General features: G+C 70.8%; 11 protein-coding genes and 1 tRNA gene. 6 read left to right on the top strand and 6 right to left on the bottom strand.

The window, feature by feature from the left end; translation table 11 throughout:
• Window positions 1-15: 15 nt before the first annotated feature.
• The 6 genes from ACIPEP_RS16370 to ACIPEP_RS16395 all read left to right on the top strand — a co-directional run bounded on the left by ACIPEP_RS16370 (window position 16) and on the right by ACIPEP_RS16395 (window position 4,977).
• On the top strand, window positions 16-927 hold the full coding sequence (locus ACIPEP_RS16370) for a DMT family transporter (RefSeq protein ID WP_175473624.1): 912 nt from the start codon (window positions 16-18) through the stop codon (window positions 925-927).
• Between the two features lie 113 nt (window positions 928-1,040).
• Window positions 1,041-2,252 carry a glycosyltransferase gene (locus tag ACIPEP_RS16375; RefSeq protein ID WP_071301896.1) on the top strand — a complete coding sequence of 404 codons (1,212 nt, stop codon included), beginning with the start codon at window positions 1,041-1,043 and terminating at the stop codon, window positions 2,250-2,252.
• Window positions 2,253-2,265: 13 nt separating this feature from the next.
• Window positions 2,266-2,340 (top strand) — tRNA-Ile (locus ACIPEP_RS16380).
• A 55-nt stretch (window positions 2,341-2,395) separates the two neighbouring features.
• Entirely contained in the window at window positions 2,396-3,532 is a 1,137-nt protein-coding gene (locus ACIPEP_RS16385; RefSeq protein WP_229085312.1) for an AI-2E family transporter, read from the top strand.
• On the top strand, window positions 3,529-4,329 hold the full coding sequence (locus ACIPEP_RS16390; RefSeq protein WP_402717838.1) for a DUF1684 domain-containing protein: 801 nt from the start codon (window positions 3,529-3,531) through the stop codon (window positions 4,327-4,329). Before ACIPEP_RS16385 ends, ACIPEP_RS16390 begins: the two co-directional genes overlap by 4 nt.
• A 168-nt stretch (window positions 4,330-4,497) precedes the next feature.
• Entirely contained in the window at window positions 4,498-4,977 is a 480-nt protein-coding gene (locus tag ACIPEP_RS16395; RefSeq protein WP_083295326.1) for a DUF3145 domain-containing protein, read from the top strand.
• 333 nt (window positions 4,978-5,310) lie between these two features.
• Here the strand turns inward: ACIPEP_RS16395 and ACIPEP_RS16400 are convergent, their stop codons facing one another.
• From ACIPEP_RS16400 to aceE, 6 genes are all read right to left on the bottom strand, one after another.
• The gene (locus ACIPEP_RS16400; protein ID WP_070418717.1) at window positions 5,311-6,555 is read right to left on the bottom strand and encodes a beta-ketoacyl synthase; all 1,245 of its coding nucleotides are present in this window, start codon (window positions 6,553-6,555) and stop codon (window positions 5,311-5,313) included.
• A 201-nt stretch (window positions 6,556-6,756) separates the two neighbouring features.
• Window positions 6,757-7,005 carry an acyl carrier protein gene (locus ACIPEP_RS16405; RefSeq protein WP_022903951.1) on the bottom strand — a complete coding sequence of 83 codons (249 nt, stop codon included), beginning with the start codon at window positions 7,003-7,005 and terminating at the stop codon, window positions 6,757-6,759.
• Between the two features lie 114 nt (window positions 7,006-7,119).
• The gene (locus tag ACIPEP_RS16410) at window positions 7,120-8,175 is read right to left on the bottom strand and encodes a beta-ketoacyl-ACP synthase III (RefSeq protein WP_070418718.1); all 1,056 of its coding nucleotides are present in this window, start codon (window positions 8,173-8,175) and stop codon (window positions 7,120-7,122) included.
• Window positions 8,172-9,113 carry an ACP S-malonyltransferase gene (locus tag ACIPEP_RS16415; RefSeq protein ID WP_402717839.1) on the bottom strand — a complete coding sequence of 314 codons (942 nt, stop codon included), beginning with the start codon at window positions 9,111-9,113 and terminating at the stop codon, window positions 8,172-8,174. The genes ACIPEP_RS16410 and ACIPEP_RS16415 overlap by 4 nt, the downstream gene beginning before the upstream one ends.
• Window positions 9,114-9,219: 106 nt before the next feature.
• Entirely contained in the window at window positions 9,220-10,446 is a 1,227-nt protein-coding gene (locus ACIPEP_RS16420; RefSeq protein WP_070418720.1) for a CdaR family transcriptional regulator, read from the bottom strand.
• Between the two features lie 7 nt (window positions 10,447-10,453).
• Window positions 10,454-13,198: a pyruvate dehydrogenase (acetyl-transferring), homodimeric type gene (gene aceE, locus ACIPEP_RS16425; protein WP_402717840.1), complete on the bottom strand. Its 2,745-nt coding sequence runs from the start codon at window positions 13,196-13,198 to the stop codon at window positions 10,454-10,456.
• Between the last annotated feature and the right edge of the window lie 122 nt (window positions 13,199-13,320).

Raw genomic sequence — 13,320 nt, forward strand, 5'->3', positions numbered from 1 at the left:
CGGTAGCCTCGACGCGTGACGACGGACCTCCAGCTGCCCGACGCGGTGAACCTCACGCCGTTCCAGGCGCTCATGATCCCCGTCGCGCTCATCGGGGCCGTGTTCCTCTCACTGGGGGCGCAGTTCCAGAGCCGCGGGGTGCAGCGGGTGGAAGCGCGGCTCGGTCGGCAGTCGAAGGGCCTCAGCGTCCGACACGTCGTCGGGCTGGTCTCGAGCGGCTACTGGGTGCTCGGCACGCTCATGCTCGGCATCGCCGTGGTCCTGCAGCTGGTGAGCATCACGTACGCGCCGCTCATCGTCGTGCAACCGCTCGGCGCCGTGGCCCTCGTGATCACGACCTGGTTCTCGTCGCGGTCCTCCGGGGTGCCGCTCGGCCGTCGGGCACGGCGAGCGGTCTGGACGTGCATCGTCGGCGTCGGCATCTTCGTCGGCATCGCGGCCTTCGTCGGGCACGAGAGCGCGATCACGAGCCGACAGCTCGTCACCGTGCTCGTGATCCTGGCCGTGGTGCTGGTGCTCGTGCTGGTGTCGTTCCGCCTCGTCGCGAAGCACAAGAACGCGCTGTACTACATCGTCGGCGCCGGCGTCCTCTACGGGTTCGTCGCGACGCTGGCCAAGGTCGTGCTCAACCGGTTCGTGAACGGCACGTTCGACTGGCTGACGGTGCTCGCGATCGTCGGGGTGGTCGTCGCCGCCTCGCTGGGCGGGTACTTCGTGCAGAACGCGTACTCGAGCGGGTCGGCCGACCTCGTGATCGCCGGGCTGACGGTCATCGACCCGATCGTCGCCGTCGGCATCGGGGTGATCGTCCTCGGCGAGGCCGCCGGCGCCCCGGTCTTCGCCGTCTTCGGCTTCGTCGTCGCCGCCGCGATCGCGATCACCGGGGTGTTCCTCCTCGCCAAGCACCACCCGCAGACCCGCTCCTGAGCCGTCGTCCCGTGGGGTGACGGAGTCCACCGCGAGGCGGACGCGCTGCCCGAGCGGCGTGCGGTAGCGTCGTCGAACGACCAGCAATCGCCCACGAGAGGACGACGCCAGCCGTGTCAGACGACGCCACCACCGCCACCGCCGGACCGACGGGTGCGACGGGCGGTCGACGACCGCTGCGCGTCCTCATCGCAGCGGACACCTTCGCACCCGACGTCAACGGAGCCGCGACCTTCGCCGAGCAGCTCGCCGTCGGCCTGGCCGAGCGCGGGCACGAGGTCCAGATCGTCGCCCCGGCGGCGAGCCGCCACTACGGCACCTTCGACGAGGAGCTCCACGGTGTGACCCTCGTCGTGCACCGCCTGAAGTCCTACAAGTGGCCGCTGCACGCGTGGCTGCGCTTCGTGTGGCCGTGGAGCGTGAAGAAGTGGACCGCCCCGATCCTCGACGCGTTCCAGCCCGACGTCCTGCACATCCAGTCGCACGTCGTCGTCGGGCGGGGCATGGTGCCCGAGGCGCACGCGCGCGGCATCCGGGTGATCGCCACGAACCACTTCATGCCCGAGAACCTCCTCGAGTACACGCCGTTCGGCAAGCGCACGGTGCCGATCGCCGTGAAGATCGCCTGGAACGACGCCGCCAAGACCTACCGGCTCGCCGACGCGATCACGACCCCGACGAACCTCGCCGCCGACTACCTGCGCCGGGCCATCGCCGGGCAGCGGGTCCTGGCGATCTCGTGTGGGATCGACGCCACCCGGTACGTCGCACGCGAGGGGCGGCCTGCCAACAACGACATCGTCTTCGTCGGTCGGGTCGCACCCGAGAAGAACCTCGACGTCCTCGTGAAGGCCCTCGCGCTGCTGCCGTCCGAGCTCGGAGCCACGCTGACGATCGTCGGCGACGGCGAGATGATCCCCAAGCTCCGGCAACAGGCGAAGGAGCTCGGGCTCGAGGACCGCGTCCGGTTCCTCGGCTTCGTCTCGGACGAGGTCAAGCAGCAGGCGCTCACCAACTCGACCGTGTTCGCGATGCCCTCCACCGCCGAGCTGCAGAGCATCGCCTCGCTCGAGGGCATGGCCTCCGGCCTCCCCGTCGTCGCGGCGGACTCGATGGCGCTCCCGCACCTCATCGACGGCAACGGGTACCTGTTCACCCCCGGTGACGAGCACGACCTCGCGGCGAAGCTCACGGCGGTGCTGACCGCGTCGGACGAGGACTACGTCACGATGCGCGACCGCAGCCTGGCGATGATCGAGGCACACGACATCAACCGCACGCTCTCGACGTTCGAGTCGCTGTATCGTGGGGAACCGGTGGCCTGACGGTCCCCGGCACGGGGCGGTAGCCAAGCTGGTCAAGGCAGTCGGCTCATAACCGAACGATTCGCGGGTTCAAGTCCCGCCCGCCCTACATGTCAAAAGCCGACGCGGGTTCGAGCAACAGCAAGCGACCGCACCCGCCCCGCGTGCACCTCCCGAGGAAGCGCGACACGCAGCAGCAACAGGACGACCACAGCCCGACGCCCAACGTGACGTTCGAGGTGACCCGTGGTGGCACCGGCGTGCGCGTGAACGCCTTCCGGATCGGCTTCATGGGTGCGCTCGGCGTGCTCGTCGCCGTCGTCGCGGGGGCGATCGTCAACGAGCTCTCCACCGTGCTCGTCTACGTCGGCGTCGCGCTGTTCCTGGCGCTCGGCATCGACCCGCTGGTGTCCTTCCTCGAACGGTTCGTGCCGCGCTGGGTGGCGATCACCGTCGTGGTCGTCGGGGTCCTCGCCGCGTTCGCCGGGGTGGTGTTCGCGGTCGTGCCGATCCTCGTGCAGCAGGCGACGAACCTCATCCAGAACTTCCCCGACATCGTGCAGGACATCTCGAGGCAGGAGTGGGTGCAGAACCTCTCGGACCAGCTGTCGGGTTCGTTCGACATCGACCACGCGCTGCAGTCCGTGCAGTCCTTCGTCGAGAACCCCGGCAACCTGCTGAGCCTCGGCGGCGGGATCCTCGCGGTCGGCAGCGGGATCCTGACCGGTCTCACGGGCGCCGTCATCGTCATCATCCTGATGCTCTACTTCCTCGCGTCGATGCGCGGCATGAAGTCGATGACCTACCGCTTCGTCCCGGCGTCGCGTCGCGAGAACTTCATCGACGTCAGCGAGCAGATCACCCAGGCGGTCGGCCGCTACGTCGTCGGGCAGATCTCCCAGGCGCTCATCAACGGCATCCTCAGCCTGGTGTTCCTGCTCATCATCGGTGCTCCGCTGCCCGTGCTGCTGGCCTCGTTCGCGTTCCTCGGGTCGCTCATCCCGCTCGTGGGCACGCTCGCGTCGGCCATCGTCATCTCGCTGCTGTGCCTGTTCGCTTCGCCCGCGACGGCCCTCGCCGCCGCGATCTACTACCTCGTGTACATGCAGGTCGAGGCGTACGTGATCTCGCCGCGGATCATGTCGCGTGCCGTGCAGGTCCCCGGCGCCCTCGTCGTGATCGCAGCGGTCGCGGGCGGGACCATCGGTGGGGTGCTCGGCGCACTCGTGGCCCTGCCGGTCGCCGCGTCGGTGATCATCATCGTCCAGAAGGTCATCTACCCCCGCCAAGAGCAGTCGTGACCGCCTTCGACGAGCACGTCGCCGACCGTGATCGCTGGGCGACCAGCCCTCGGGGTCCGCTCGCGCTCGTGAACGCCCAGCGTGTCGACCACGCCCAGCCCGTGTGGCCGGTCCCGGGGCAGTGGGCACCGGCACCCGGCGGCCTGACGGTCACCGCCGACGCGGGTGACGGGGTGGTCGTCGACGGCGACCCGGTGGACGGCACCGTGCTCGTCGCCGGCGACGAGGCGGTCGTCCCGTCGGTGGTCGCCTTCCCGGACGGCCTCGCCGGCACCGTCTCCCGCGGCACGCTCCGCGTGTGGGACCCGGCGTCCGACGCGATCGCCCGCTTCGCACGCATCGCCCGGTTCGACCACTCCGCCGCGTGGGTCACGTCCGGCAGGTACACGCCGGGTGTCCCAGGAGGCGCGGCGAGCGTCGTCGACGCAGCCGGCGCTCCGCTCGAGGTCGCCGGACACGTCGAGACCACCCTGGGCGGATCGGCGGTCCGGTTGGTGGCGGTCCGCTCCGCGGCCTTCCGAGGCGCCGAACGGCTGCAGCTCATCGTGCAGGACGCCACGAGCGCCCTGCCCGAGGACGATCCCGGCAGCACCTACTCGATGGGCCGGTTCCTGTACCTCGACGACCCCGGTGTCGCTGCCGACGTCGAGCTGGACTGGAACCTCCTCGTCCTGCCGCCGTGCGCGTTCTCGTACCAGTTCGCCTGCCCGATCCCGCCCGCCGAGAACCGGATCCCGGTGCCGCTCACCGCGGGGGAGCGGCACCCGCTCGACGCGTCGGGGCACGTCTTCCACTGACTCTGTCGCGGTGCCTGGTGTTCCCAGCGCGCAGCCTGCATAATGGGCGTGTCCGCAAGGACATCACAATCGGATATCGATGGTTCCGAAACGAGAACCTCCAGTTCAGGTCGATGGGGAAGTCGCACCTGACGAATCGGAGGAATCGTGAACGGAACGACCACCGGGGTGCTCTACGTGCACTCCGCACCACGCGCGCTCTGCCCGCACGTCGAATGGGCGGCAGGTCGCGCCATGAGCCGTGCCGTGAACTTCTCGTGGCTCGACCAGCCCGCCCAGGACGGCGCGCGCCGGACCGAGTTCACCTGGACCGGTTCCGTCGGCACGGGTGCGGCGATCGCCTCGGCCCTGCGCGGCTGGGAGCACCTCCGGTACGAGGTCACTGAGGAGCCCACCTCCGAGTCGGACGGCGGCCGCTGGATGCACACGCCCGACCTCGGGGTGTTCTACGCGCAGACCGACGTCACCGGCAACATGGTCGTCCCCGAGGACCGCGTCCGCTACGCGATGGAGGTGGCGGGGAGCAACGCCCTCGAACTCCACCGCGAGCTCCGACTCGCCCTGGGTCAGGCGTGGGACGACGAACTCGAACCGTTCCGTCACGCCGCCGAGGGCAACCCGGTCGTCTGGCTGCACCGCGTCGGCTGAGTCGCGCCTGATCCTCCGTCACGGACGCCGCCCCTCGGGGCGGCGTCCGTGCGTCCGGCCGCGGGTCGCGCCCTCCGACGTGACGTAGCCGCTGCCGGGGCGCCGCCCGGCGCCGCTTCGCGAAAGCGACGGTCTGCCGCCCCGTTGCGGCGGCAGACCGTCGCTTCTGCGGCAGCGACGTGGGGGCGAGCCGCCAGACTGTCGCTTTCGTGGCGGCGGACCGGACCGGGGACGGACGGAGGCCCGCCCCGACGACGCGGGACGGGCCTCCAGGACCGACGGACGGACCCGACGGACACGACGGACGGACCCGACGGGCCCGACGGACCGGACTCAGACGCTCCGGAACGCGACCACGGCGTTGTGCCCACCGAACCCGAACGAGTTGCTCACCGCGAGCAGGTCGCCCTGCGGGAGCTCGCGCGGCGCCGTGGCGACGTCCATCACGATCTCCGGGTCCTGCTGGGTGAGGTTGATCGTCGGCGGCGCGACGCGGTTGTGCAGCGCGAGGGCCGTGAACGCGGCTTCGATCGCACCGGCACCACCGAGGAGGTGCCCCGTCGACGCCTTCGTGGCGGACACCACGACGTTGTCGAGGTGGTCGCCGAACACCCGGCGCATGGCGTGGTACTCGGCGACGTCGCCCACCGGGGTCGAGGTGGCGTGCGCGTTGACGTGCACGACGTCCTCGCGCGCGGCACCGGCGTGCTCGAGCGCCTGCAGGACGGCACGGGCGGCAGCGCTGCCCTCGGGGTCCGGCGCGGTGATGTGGAACGCGTCCGAGGTGATGCCGGCGCCGGCGACCTCGGCGTAGATCGTCGCGCCGCGGGCCTCGGCGTGCTCCTTGGTCTCGAGGATGAGCGCCGCAGCGCCGTCCGCGAGCACGAAGCCGTCGCGCGTGACGTCGTACGGACGCGATGCGGTCTGGGGGGAGTCGTTGCGGCGGGAGAGCGCCTGCATCGACGCGAACGCCGCGAGGGGCAGCGGGTGCAGGGCGGCCTCGGCGCCGCCGGTGATGACGATGTCGGCCTCGCCGGTGGCGACGTGGCGGTAGGCCTCGGCGAGGGACTCGGTCGAGGACGCGCACGCCGAGAGGTAGGTGCGGGCGCCGCCGCGGGCGCCGAACTCCATCTCGATGGCGGCGGCCGGGCCGTTCGCCATGAGCATCGGGACCGTCATCGGCAGGACGCGACGGGGGCCCTTCTCGCGCAGGGTGTCCCACGCGTCGAGCAGGGTGTTGACGCCGCCGATGCCGGTGGCCCAGTCGACGATGAGGCGCTCGGGGACGACGGTCTCGGCGTCGATGCCGGCGTCGGCCCAGGCCTCGCGCGCGGCGACGAGCGACAGCTGCGACGAGGGGTCGAGGCGCTTCGACTCGGGGCGGGTGAGCTGATCGGTGAGGAACCGGCGCGCCTGGCCGGCGAACTCGACGGGGAGCTCGAGCTCGGCGTAGCGCGGGTCCTCGATGCGGGTGATGCCGGACGTGCCGGCGAGCAGCGCGTCCCACGTGTCCGGGGCGGTCGCGGCGAGGGGCGTGATCGCACCGATCCCGGTGACGACGACGGTCTTGTTGGTCATGGAACGACGTGTTCTTTCGTGAGGACGTCCGACCGCTCGTGGCGGTGCCGGACGGAGCCGGGGCGGGCCGACGAACGCCGGACCGGTGCGGCCCGACGAACGCCGGACCTGTGTGGACCGACGAGGGTCGGTCCGGTGGACGAGATGAGCGCCGCGGCCCGCGGTCGGTCCGCCGGGGCCGCGGCGCTCAGGAAGCTCGCGTCAGGCCTGGGCCTTGACGATGTAGTCGACGGCGTCGCCGACGGTCTTGAGGTTCTTGACCTCTTCGTCGGGGATCTTGACGTCGAACTTCTCTTCGGCGTTGACGACGATGGTCATCATCGAGATCGAGTCGATGTCGAGGTCGTCGGTGAACGACTTGTCGGCCGCGACGGTGTCGGTCGCGATGCCGGTCTCGTCGTTGATCAGCTCGGCCAGGCCGGCGAGGACTTCTTCGTTGGACAGGGCCATGGGGATTCTCCTTGAGGGGGTGTCGTTTGACCGTGGACCAGCCTAGGGCACGCAGCGGTCGCGTGCCCGGAGGCTCGTCGGAGGGTGGCCGCGCGGGTGCGTGGCCGGGATGGGCTAGGGGAGGACGACGACCTGGGCGCCGAAGACGAGGCCGGCGCCGAAGCCGATCTGCAGGGCGAGGCCGCCGGAGAGCTCGGGGTTCTCCTCGAGCAGGCGGTGCGTGGCGAGCGGGATGCTCGCCGCGGAGGTGTTGCCGGTGGTGGTGATGTCGCGCGCGATCACGACGGACTCGGGCAGGCCGAGCTGCTTCGCGAACTCGTCGATGATGCGGATGTTCGCCTGGTGCGGCACGAACGCGGCGAGGTCGGACGGCTGGATGCCGGCGGACTCGAGCGCCTCACGGGCGACCTTGACCATCTCCCAGACGGCCCAGCGGAACACGGTCTGACCGGCCTGCCGTATCGTCGGCCGCGCGGCCCCCGCTTCCCACTCGTTGTAGGTCGATGTCATGCCGATCGCGTCCCACTTCGACCCGTCGGAGCCCCAGATCGTCGGGGCGATCCCGGGGAAGTCGCTCGGGCCGACGATCGCCGCTCCGGCACCGTCGCCGAGCAGGAACGAGATCGAGCGGTCGGTCGGGTCGACGATGTCGCTGAGCTTCTCGGCACCGACGACCAGCACGTGGTCGGCGATGCCGGACTTCACGAACGAGTCCGCCTGGGCGATGCCGTACGCGTACCCGGCGCACGCGGCGCTGATGTCGTAGGCCGCGGCGGGGGCGGCACCGATGCGCTCGGCGAGCAGCGACGCCATCGACGGCGTGGCGACGGTGTGGGTCACGGTGCTCACGAGCACGACGCCGATCTGGTCCGGCGTCAGGCCAGCCTTGGCGATCGCGTCGAGCGCGGCGGCCTCGGCGAGGTCGACCGCCTCGACGTCCTTGCCGGCGCGCATGCGGGTGATGATCCCGGTGCGCTGGCGGATCCACTCGTCGGAGGAGTCGATCGGCCCGACGAGGTCGTCGTTCGGCACGGCGTTCTCACCGCGGGCGGCGCCGAAGGCCAGGATGCGGGTGAACTCGTGGCCGCGACGCTGCTGCAGCAGCGGACGGGAGGCGCGGGTCGGCTCCGTCCCCTCGGTCGCGGTGGTCGGGATGGGGGCGTCGGTCATGCGGTTGCGTCTGCTTCCTGGCCCGCGCTCTGCAGCAGGTCGATCGCTGCGGGCAGGTCGTCGGGGGTCTTGATCGCGACGGTCGGCGTCCCGCGCAGACCGCGCTTCGCCAGGCCGACGAGGGCACCGGCGGGTGCGAGTTCGATGATGCCCGTGACACCGGCGGCCGCGAAGGACTCCATCACGGCGTCCCAGTGCACGGGGCTCTGGATCTGCTGGACCATGAGGTCGACGAAGCGACGACCGTCGTCGACACGGGAACCGTCGGCGTTCGTCCAGATCGGCAGCGACGGGTCCTGCACGGTCGCGGCGGCGGCGACCGGGGCGACACGCTCGACGGCGGACGCCATGTACCGGGTGTGGAACGCACCGGCCACGGCGAGGGGGATCACGCGGGCCTTCGCGGGCGGGTCGGCGGCGAGGGCGGCGATCGCGTCGGCGGGACCGGCGACGACGGTCTGACCGCCGCCGTTGTGGTTCGCGGGGACGAGGCCGTTCGCCTCGAGCGCAGCGGCGACGGCATCGGCGTCCCCACCGAGGACGGCGGCCATCGACGTGGGCTCGAGCGCGGCGGCGTCCGCCATCGCCCGGCCGCGTTCGGCGACGAGGGCGACGGCGTCGGTCGGCTCGAGGATCCCGGCGACCCCGGCGGCGGTGAACTCGCCGACCGAGTGGCCGGCGACCCCGCCCACGAGGGCACGGCGGCGGTCGGCGAGCAGGGCGTCGGCCGTGATGAGACCGGCGGCGACGATGAGCGGCTGCGCGAGCGCCGTGTCCTTGATGGTCTCGGCGTCGGACTCGGTGCCGTGGGCGGCGAGGTCGACGCCGATGGCCTCGGACCACGCCCCCACGCGGTCACGGACGGTGGCGTCCTCGAGCCAGGGGGCGAGGAAGCCGGGGGTCTGGGAGCCCTGTCCGGGCGCGACGACGACGATCACCGGACAATCCTGCCCGTCGGCCCGCGCCGCACCCGTGTGGGCTTCCCACAGCGATGACCGCTCGACATTGTGCATTTCCTAGCGACGATGCGGCATACGACGTCGCTCACCGGCGGTGCGGGATGCGACGCCGCCCGGCGGTCGACTCGGACATGGCACCGAGGATGAGCGCCGACTGCACGATGAGGGCGTCCCGCGCGTGCGTGGCGTCCCACCCGATGATGTCCGCCACGCGGCGGAGCCGGTAGCGCACCGTGTTCGGGTGCACGAACAGCTCGCGCGCCGTGGCCTCGAGCGACCGGCCGGTGTCGAGGTAGCACCAGAGCGTCTGCAGGAGCTCCGTCGACTGATCCTTGAGCGGCACGTAGATGCGCTGCACGAGGGCGGAGCGGGCGAGCGGGTCACCGGCGAGGGCCCGCTCCGGGAGCAGGTCGTCGGCCAGGGCCGGACGAGGAGCACCGCGCCAGGCCCGCGCGACCGCGAAGCCGGCGAGGGCGCCCTTGGCGCTGGTGGACGCGTCGACCACGCCGGGCACCTCGTTGCCGAGCACGAGGTGTCCCTCGCCGAACGAGGGCTCGAGCGCCTGGGCGATGGCGGTGAAGGAGACCGGCTCCTCGCCCTCGGGGACGTCGTCGCGCGGCGTGGCACGGCCGATCACCACGACGAGGCGGGAGCCCTGCACGCCGATGAGCACGTCGGCGTCCATGTGCCGCGCGGTGCGACGGATCTGGTCGACCTCGAGCTGCTTCGGCGCGTTGCCGACCAGGACCGCGACCTCGCCGTGACCGTGCCAGCCGAGGGCCGCGATGCGCGACGGGAGTTCGTCGTCGTACTCGCCCGACAGGATGGAGTCGACCACGAGGGCCTCGAGCCGGGCGTCCCACAGCCCACGGGCCTCGGCCGCGCGGGCGTAGACGTCGGCGGCCGCGAAGGCGATGTCCCGCGAGTACTTGAGGATCGCCTCCTGCAGCATCTCGTCGTCCTTGGCGCGTTCCTCGACCACGGTGACGACCACGCGGATGAGCTGGAGCGTCTGCTGCAGGCTCACCGAGCGCAGGAGTTCCCGCGGCGCTGAGCCGAAGACGTCCGCCGCGGCGATCCACGGGGTCGACGCGGTGCCCTCGAGCCAGCTGATGAACGAGGTGATGCCCGCCTGGGCCACGAGCCCCACGGCGGAGCGTCGGCCCGGAGGCATCTCGCTGTACCAGGGGAGGGTGTCCTCGAGCCGCTTGATGGTGGCGGTGGAGAGTTCCCCGGACACCTGACGGAGCCAGGAGAGCGCCCGCTCGCGCGCGCTCTCCTGGCTCTCGGAGTCCGGTCGGACCGACGTCACCGGCAGATCAGCTCTCGCCGCCCGCGCTGCCCGTGGTGCCGGCGGTCACGTCGTGCAGGCGGTACTTGTCGATCGCCTGCTGGACGAGCGCGCCGTCGACCTTGCCCTGCTTCGCGAGCTGCTGCAGCGTCCGCACGACGACCGAGGGGCCGTCGATGTGGAAGAAGCGGCGCGCTGCCGGACGGGTGTCCGAGAAGCCGAAGCCGTCGGCGCCGAGGGTGGCGTAGTCGGTCGGGACGAACGGGCGGATCTGCTCCTGTACGGCGTGCATGAAGTCGCTCACCGCGACGACCGGGCCCTCGGTGCCGAGCAGCCGCTCGGTCACGTACGGGGTGCGCGGTGCCTCGTTCGGGTTGAGGAAGGCGTGCTGCTCCGCGGCGAGACCGTCGCGGTACAGCTCGCCCCAGCTCGTGACGCTCCAGACGTCGGCCGACACGCCCCAGTCCTCGGCGAGGAGCTGCTGCGCCTCGAGGATCCACGGGACGGCGACACCCGACGCGAGCAGCTGGGCCTTCGGGCCGTCGTGCTCGCTGCGGTTGAGCAGGTACATGCCCTTGACGATGCCGTCGACGTCGATGCCCTCGGGCTCGGCCGGCTGGACGATCGGCTCGTTGTAGACCGTCAGGTAGTACATGACGTTCGGGTCGGCGTGCTTGGCGCTGCCGTCCTCGTTCGTGCCGTACATCCGGTCGAGCCCGGCCTGGACGATGTGCCCGATCTCGTAGCCGTACGCGGGGTCGTAGGACACCACGGCCGGGTTCGTCGTCGCGAGGAGCAGCGAGTGGCCGTCGGCGTGCTGCAGGCCTTCGCCCGTGAGCGTCGTGCGACCGGCGGTGGCGCCGATCATGAACCCACGGGTCATCTGGTCGCCGGCGGCCCAGATGGCGTCGCCGGTGCGCTGGAACCCGAACATCGAGTAGAAGACGTAGACCGGGATGAGCGGCTCGCCCTGCGTCGAGTACGAGGTGCCGACCGCGGTGAACGCCGCGAGGGCGCCCGCCTCGTTGATGCCGACGTGGATGATCTGTCCCTGCGGGCTCTCCTTGTAGGCGAGGAGGAGCTCACGGTCGACCGACGTGTAGTGCTGGCCGTTCGGGTTGTAGATCTTCGCCGTCGGGAAGTACGCGTCCATGCCGAACGTGCGTGCCTCGTCGGGGATGATCGGCACCACGCGGTCGCCGAAGTCGGGGGAGCGGAGCAGGTCCTTCAGCAGTCGGGCGAACGCCATGGTGGTGGCGATCTCCTGCTTGCCGGAGCCCTTCTTGACGACCTGGTACTTCGAGTCCTCGGGGAGGGTGATCGACGTGTACTTGGTGCGACGCTCCGGCACGTACCCGCCGAGCTCACGCCGGCGCTCGTGCATGTACTGGATCGCCTCGTCGTCGTTCCCGGGGTGGTAGTACGGCGGCGTGTAGGGGTTCTCCTCGAGCTGTGCGTCCGTGATCGGGATGCGCATCTCGTCGCGGAACTGCTTGAGGTTGTCGAGCGTGAGCTTCTTCATCTGGTGCGTCGCGTTGCGCCCCTCGAAGCTCGGGCCGAGGCCGTAGCCCTTGACCGTCTTCGCGAGGATGACGGTCGGCTGGCCCTTGTGCTCGGTCGCGGCCTTGAACGCGGCGTAGACCTTGCGGTAGTCGTGCCCACCGCGCTTGAGGTTCCAGATCTGGTCGTCCGTGTAGTCCTTGACCAGCTCGAGCGCCTTCGGGTCGCGCCCGAAGAAGTTCTCGCGGACGTACGCGCCGTTCTCGGCCTTGTACGTCTGGTAGTCGCCGTCCGGCGTCTGGTTCATCAGGTTGAGGAGCGCGCCCTCGGTGTCGCGGGCGAGCAGGTCGTCCCACTCGCGGCCCCAGACGACCTTGATGACGTTCCAGCCCGCACCGCGGAAGAACGCCTCGAGCTCCTGGATGATCTTGCCGTTGCCGCGGACCGGACCGTCGAGACGCTGCAGGTTGCAGTTGATCACGAAGTTCAGGTTGTCGAGGCCGTCGTTCGCGGCGACCTGGAGCTGTCCACGCGACTCGACCTCGTCCATCTCGCCGTCGCCGAGGAACGCCCAGACCTGCTGGTCGGAGGCGTCCTTGATGCCGCGGTTGGAGAGGTACTTCGCCTGCTGCGCCTGGTAGATCGCGTTGATCGGGCCGATGCCCATCGACACGGTCGGGAACTGCCAGAAGTGCGGCATGAGGCGCGGGTGCGGGTAGGACGAGAGTCCGCCGCCGGCGTGGGACTTCTCCTGCCGGAAGCCGTCGAGCTGGTCCTCGCCGAGGCGCCCTTCCATGTAGGCGCGGGCGTACATGCCGGGGGACGCGTGCCCCTGGAAGAACACCTGGTCGCCGCCGGACGGGTGGTCCTGCGCGCGGAAGAAGTGGTTGTAGCCGACCTCGTACATGGCGGCGCTCGACGCGTAGGTCGAGATGTGGCCGCCGACCGCGATCCCGGGGCGCTGCGCGCGGTGCACGGTGATCGCGGCGTTCCACCGGATCCACCGGCGGTAGCGGCGCTCGAGCTCCTCGTCGCCCGGGAACTCGGGCTCGTTCTCCGGCGCGATGGTGTTCACGTAGTCCGTGGTCGGGACCATCGGCACACCGAGGTGCAGTTCCTTGGACCGCTTGAGCAGGCTCAGCATGATCTCGCGGCCACGCTGGTGGCCGTGGGTCTGCACCAGCCCGTCGAGGGACTCACGCCATTCGGCGGTCTCCTCCGGGTCCTGGTCGCTGCTGCCGTGGCTGTACGGGTCCTGGTCGTTCACCGTCACCCTTGACCTCGTTCGTTCTCGTGGTGGTGGACATGGCGGGCCACCGGTTGGTCGGGTCACGACCGGATGGGGCCCCGACCACTCTAGGCCCCCGCACCGACCGAGAGGCTGATGGTGACGTG

It is taken from the genome of Curtobacterium sp. NPDC087082 (assembly GCF_044745045.1).
Lineage (GTDB): Bacteria > Actinomycetota > Actinomycetes > Actinomycetales > Microbacteriaceae > Curtobacterium.